At 43.8% G+C, this 5,184-nt stretch carries 6 protein-coding genes and 4 pseudogenes; 5 read left to right on the forward strand and 5 right to left on the reverse strand.

From position 1 onward, the window contains the following. The coding region (locus AM228_RS37005; protein ID WP_369817805.1) for a pentapeptide repeat-containing protein at positions 1-304 on the reverse strand (304 nt) is incomplete at its 3' end. On the opposite strand from AM228_RS37005, the gene AM228_RS37010 reads away from it, so the two are divergent. Next, positions 230-415 carry a pentapeptide repeat-containing protein gene (locus AM228_RS37010; protein WP_369817806.1) on the forward strand — a complete coding sequence of 62 codons (186 nt, stop codon included), beginning with the start codon at positions 230-232 and terminating at the stop codon, positions 413-415. The two genes, AM228_RS37005 and AM228_RS37010, sit on opposite strands and share 75 nt — an antisense overlap. On the opposite strand, the pseudogene AM228_RS37015 reads toward AM228_RS37010, so the two are convergent. Beyond that, positions 359-490, reverse strand: a pseudogene (locus AM228_RS37015) (pentapeptide repeat-containing protein); the annotation flags it as partial. The gene AM228_RS37010 and the pseudogene AM228_RS37015 overlap by 57 nt on opposite strands. On the opposite strand from AM228_RS37015, the pseudogene AM228_RS37020 reads away from it, so the two are divergent. Beyond that, positions 482-604: pseudogene (locus AM228_RS37020) on the forward strand (hypothetical protein); the annotation flags it as partial. The pseudogenes AM228_RS37015 and AM228_RS37020 overlap by 9 nt on opposite strands. Here AM228_RS37020 and AM228_RS37025 read toward each other — a convergent pair. Beyond that, positions 554-670: pseudogene (locus tag AM228_RS37025) on the reverse strand (pentapeptide repeat-containing protein); the annotation flags it as partial. The pseudogenes AM228_RS37020 and AM228_RS37025 sit on opposite strands and share 51 nt — an antisense overlap. Here AM228_RS37025 and AM228_RS37030 point away from each other — a divergent pair. After that, positions 627-728, forward strand: a pseudogene (locus AM228_RS37030) (hypothetical protein); the annotation flags it as partial. The pseudogenes AM228_RS37025 and AM228_RS37030 overlap by 44 nt on opposite strands. Before the next feature lie 612 nt (positions 729-1,340). Here AM228_RS37030 and AM228_RS25255 read toward each other — a convergent pair. Further along, complete coding sequence (locus AM228_RS25255; protein WP_054469690.1) at positions 1,341-2,315, reverse strand: glycosyltransferase family 9 protein; 975 nt, start codon at positions 2,313-2,315, stop codon at positions 1,341-1,343. Positions 2,316-2,407: 92 nt separating this feature from the next. On the opposite strand from AM228_RS25255, the gene ispD reads away from it, so the two are divergent. Continuing rightward, entirely contained in the window at positions 2,408-3,100 is a 693-nt protein-coding gene (gene ispD, locus AM228_RS25260; protein ID WP_054469691.1) for a 2-C-methyl-D-erythritol 4-phosphate cytidylyltransferase, read from the forward strand. 353 nt (positions 3,101-3,453) lie between these two features. Here the strand turns inward: ispD and AM228_RS33540 are convergent, their stop codons facing one another. Next, a complete protein-coding gene (locus AM228_RS33540) occupies positions 3,454-3,648 on the reverse strand; it encodes a hypothetical protein (protein ID WP_156332052.1) in 195 nt (64 codons plus the stop codon). 399 nt (positions 3,649-4,047) lie between these two features. Between AM228_RS33540 and AM228_RS25265 the strand changes: the two genes are divergently transcribed. After that, entirely contained in the window at positions 4,048-5,103 is a 1,056-nt protein-coding gene (locus AM228_RS25265) for an isochorismatase (RefSeq protein WP_054469692.1), read from the forward strand. Positions 5,104-5,184: the final 81 nt, after the last annotated feature.

Consider the following 5,184-nt stretch of genomic DNA (forward strand, 5'->3'; position numbering starts at 1 on the left):
CCTTTTTTAAGTTAGCCCCACTCAGGTCAGCATTACTCAGGTCAGCATTACTCAGGTCAGCATTACTCAGATTAGCATTACTCAGATTAGCCTTACTCAGGTTAGCCTCACTCAGGTCAGCCTCACTCAGATTAGCCTGACTCAGATTAGCCTCTCCTAAATTAAACCCACTTAGGTTAAACTCACTCAGGTAATTCATACACAGGTTAACTTTATTCATGTTAGTCATATACAAACTAACTTTACTCAAATCAACCCTACTCAGGTTAGCCTCACTCAGGTTAGCCTCACTCAGGTCAGCCATTCTCAGGTTAGCCTCACTCAAGTTAGCATTACTCAAGTCAGCCTCACTCAGGTTAGCCTCACTCAGGTTAGCCTTACTCAGGTTAGCCTCACTCAGGTTAGCCCAACGTAGGTTAGCGTCACTCAGGTTAGCCTCACTCAGGTTAGCCTCACTCAGGTCAGCTATTCTCAGGTCAGCCTCACTCAAGTTAGCATTACTCAGGTCAGCATTACTCAGGTCAGCATTACTCAGGTCAGCATTACTCAGGTCAGCCTCACTCATGTTAGCCTTACTCAGGTTAGCCTTACTCAGGTCAGCATTACTCAGGTCAGCCTCACTCAGGTTAGCCTCACTCAGGTCAGCCTCACTCAGGTCAGCCTCACTCAGGTCAGCCATTCTCAGATTAGCCCCACTCAGGTCAGCCCCACTCAGGCCCGACTTCTGACCTCTTCTAATTCGTTCAATCAAAGATTTCTTCGGGTTTTCATCATTACAAAATATTTTAGGCATTTTTTTACTTTGCTCCGTTTTTTCCATTTAAGTCTTGGCGATTATAAATTATTTGGTCGCCCTAAAGCCCGCGACTCCAGAGACGGGACGATTAAAGTTCATAGTAATTTTGGATTCTGGTGTTTCGTTTGATTTAGTCATGGCATCTTTACTGGGTTAAGGGAAAAAGCCTCGATCGCCTTTGTTGAGAATTTATCTAATTACTTTAGTGAATCGGTCTTCAACAAATTGCCAGTTTCCTGAGAAGCGATCGCATCTACCATACTAACTCAATGAAGCTGAGACTGGCAAATTTACTAGGAACAGTTTCTCAAGAAACCGGGTTTCTATTTTATTTGGGTTTTTTCGCAAAGGTTAACTCAAGAAACAAAAAGAAACCGGGTTTCTATTTTATTTGGGAAAAAACCCGGTTTCTGGGATTTTTTGCAAAGGTTAACGCAAGGAACAAAAAGAAACCGGGTTTCTATTTTATTTGGGGTTTTTCGCAAAGGTTAACGCAAGAAACCCGGTTTCTGGAGACCGGGTTTCTAACTCAAGAAATCTGGGATTAACCGCCTAAAATCTTTTGCAAGACAGTTTTTGGCGGAATATCAGCCATGTTATCCGTAGGAGATTTAATGGCCACAAACCGCTCATTTTTGGGCAAAAGTTTGCTGGGGTCAGTGGGGCCAAAGAGGGCTACGGTGTAAGTTTTTACCGCTACGGCGAGGTGCATAGGCGCACTATCGGTACATATCATTAAATTAGCCCCAGCAATTGTAGCGGCTAATTTACCGATATCTGGGGGCGAAATTACCTTAATTCCCGGCAAAGATTTTACCAGTTGATTGACAAATTGTTCATCTTCTGGGCCTTTGACCACGACTATCGGTAATTGGGGTTGAGATTGCTGCAACTTTTGCAAAATCTCTAGCCAATTTTTCACCGGATAAATTTTATTTAATCCTTTGGTTAAAGCCAATTGGCTAGAACCGCCATGAATTAAAATATAGCCAGTTTCCGCAATTCCCAGGGTCTTTTGTTCCTTTTCCGCCCATTTCAGATCCTCTTTGAGCAAAGTCACGGACAATTCAGGGGTGGGACAGGTAATATCAAAACCTTGCAGCAAATCGTGATACATTGCCGCTGCATATTGTTCCGTTTTGAGGGGCACCGGGTTGGTTAGGAAGCGATCGCTGCCTCCTTCGGCATAACCAACGCGGGTGGGAATTCCCGTCAACCACAGGAGAAACCCCACCGCCCACCGCTGTCCTAAAGAAATGACCGCATCGTATTCTCCATCACGCAATATCCCCAACAAGTTGGCAAAATCTGCCAGACTGTTTCGATCTTTGAAATCGAACTTAATCGGTCTGAGAGACTTGTCATGGAAATGCTTACATACCCTGTAAGCGCCCAGCGATCGCGGTTCCACAACCACGTCAATTTGAGCGTTGGGGTAAAATTGCTTGATATCTTGTATTGTTGGCAGAAATAGAATTTGATCGCCAATCCCGCCAGGGACAAGGGCTAGTATTCGCATCTGATATAGGTTTTTCCGACTGATCGGTTACATTTTAAGCGAATTCTGTATTGATATATTGATCGTGATAGTTTTGCTTTTGAGGAATCGCTGTGCATTTATTAATTCCCGCTGCGGGGATGGGACGGCGGATGGGCAGTAACCGCAATAAATTACTGCTGAAGTTACTGGATCGACCGATTTTGGCTTGGACCTTAAAAGCTGCGGAGGCTTCCGAGCAAATTACCTGGATTGGGATTATGGGTCAACCGGAGGATGAACCGGATTTTCAGGAAATTTTGGCCAGTCTATCCCTGACCAAGCCGGTAAAACTGATTCGCGGCGGTGCCACCCGCCAAGAGTCGGTGTATAACGGCTTGCAAGCGCTGCCGGAAACCGCCCAATGGGTATTAATTCACGATGGGGCGCGGTGTTTGGCCAGTCCGGGCTTATTCGATCGCTGTGCGACTGCTTTGCGCCAATGTCCCGGTTTGATTGCGGCGATTCCGGTGAAAGATACGATTAAAGTAGTCGATGACCAGGATGTAATTGTGGATACCCCTGACCGTAGCCACTTATGGGCTGCCCAAACTCCCCAAGGTTTTGAGGTGAAATTATTAAAAGATTGCCACGATCGCGGGCGACAAAACGGTTGGGAAGTCACCGATGATGCGGCATTATTTGAAAAGTGCGGTTTACCAGTCAAAATTGTGGCCGGAGAAGAGACTAATTTAAAGGTGACAACGCCGGTTGATTTAGCGATCGCGGAGTTTATATTGCGCGATTCCAGAAACCCGGTTTCTTAAATGCAGGGTGTGTTAGGCTGGCAAACAATTTTAGGGATAAACAATTAACTCCTATTCCAGCCGTAACGCACCACTGGGGTTTAGAAGCCGGGTTTCTTAATTAAATCTCTGCTTGAGGGCGAAAAGTTTACGCAGAAACCCGGTTTCTTGTCCCTGGGGTTTAGAAACCGGGAGAGGTTAGAAACCGGGTTTCTATGTAGGGTTCGGTGGGTAGGCAGGCATTTCTTAAAGAAACCCGGTTTCTTGTCCCTGGGGTTTAGAAACCGGGAGAGGTTAGAAACCGGGTTTCTGGTTTCTATGTAGGGTTCGGTGGGTAGGCAGGCATTTCTTAAAGAAACCCGGTTTCTTGTCCCTTAAGTATGTCGCATCCGGCGATGATTCCCAGATGAATGATCTTGATGCAAGGTGTGATTGGCAATATAAAATTCACGAGAAAGAGTTATTAAAGCAATGACTATATTTCCCATGCCGTGAACCACTGGATTTTTTATTAACCGATCTTTTATTTGCGATAGCTTAGAAACCACTGGGTGTTTAACTTTAGTCATGGCCGTTAGCCCCCAGAAAATTTAATAGATTTATTTTTAGTTCTATTATAATCCTTTTTTCAGAAAAATTTGTTATTTTAATAATTTAGTTTAAGAATTTTAATAATATGTGGTCACGGCTAACTTTTTGGTGTTCTAGAAAGCCGTCTTTTTCCCAATAAATATTGGCAATTAGTAATTAGCAATATTTAAATATATAACCAATTACCAATAAACAATCAAGCTGCCTGTACAATAAAATTACCTTTAAATCTCGTCAAGATAAAAATATTATCAGTTATTTAATCATTTATAATCGATCATTAACGCGATCGCCTTTTATTTCCTGTAATTATTTTCCTCCAGCGAACCAATCACCAACAACCAAGAACTAAAAATAACTAGGAACAGGTAAAAACCATGACAAATCAACCTCAATTACCCATACCCTCTCACTTCGATCGCCGCCAAGTTGGTGAAGTTTGGCGGGTAAATTATCAAGACCTGGCAGCGGCGGCAAAAACTTGGGCAAAAGACCATGAAATTAAACCCGCAGCCGAAGATAAAACTCGGATTTGTTTAGTGGCGATCGATGTGCAAAACACCTTTTGTATTCCCCAATTTGAATTATTTGTGGGCGATCGCAGTGGTACTGGGGCAGTAGACGATAATGTCCGTTTGTGTGAGTTTATTTATCGTAATTTAGGGTTTATTAGCAGTATTGTCCCCACCCTAGATACTCACACCGCCATGCAGATTTTTCATCCAATTTTTTGGGTAAATCATGCCGGAGAACATCCCACACCCGCTGCCACGATGATTACTTTAGCCGATGTAGAAACAGGAGTTTGGCAAGTTAATCCAGCCGTCGCCTATAGTTTAGCTGGTAGCTTGAATGAGGACAATTATTCCCTCTTGCAAAAATATGCTTTACATTATGTGCAAAAGCTGAGTCAAGATGGTAAGTTTCCTCTGACTATTTGGCCTTATCATTCTATGTTAGGGGGCATTGGTAACGCCCTGGTCTCCGCCGTAGAAGAAGCGGTATTTTTCCACAATATTGCACGGCAAAGTCAAACTATGTTTGAAATTAAAGGGAACAATCCTTTAACCGAGAATTATTCCGTACTCCGTCCAGAGGTTTTGCAAGGACCTGATGGTCAGGCGATCGCGCAAAAAAATACTCGTCTGATCCAAAAAATATTAGACTTTGATGTAATAATTATTGCCGGTCAAGCCAAAAGTCACTGTGTAGCCTGGACAATCGATGATTTACTCACAGAAATCACAGCGATCGACCCAAATTTAGCCAAAAAAGTCTATTTATTAGAAGATTGCACCTCCCCGGTAGTTGTCCCTGGGGTGATTGATTTCACCGACCAAGCGGATGCCGCATTTCAGCGCTTTGCCCAAGCCGGAATGAACCTAGTAAAATCTACTCAACCGATGGAAAATTGGCCAGGTATTGTTCTGTAAGGGAAGCGGGGGTGTAGGGTGTAGGGTGTAGGGTGTAGGGTGTAGGGTGTAGGGGAAGAGAGGAAAGAGGAAAGAGGATGC

Source organism: Planktothricoides sp. SR001, from assembly GCF_001276715.1.
In the GTDB taxonomy this organism is placed as follows: Bacteria; Cyanobacteriota; Cyanobacteriia; order Cyanobacteriales; family Laspinemataceae; genus Planktothricoides; species Planktothricoides raciborskii.

Coding starts and splice junctions, on each gene's coding strand:
- AM228_RS25265 (WP_054469692.1), top strand. CDS start 4,048: ATGACAAATCAACCTCAATTACCCATACCCTCTCACTTCGATCGCCGC.
- AM228_RS33540 (WP_156332052.1), bottom strand. CDS start 3,648: ATGACTAAAGTTAAACACCCAGTGGTTTCTAAGCTATCGCAAATAAAA.
- AM228_RS25255 (WP_054469690.1), bottom strand. CDS start 2,315: ATGCGAATACTAGCCCTTGTCCCTGGCGGGATTGGCGATCAAATTCTA.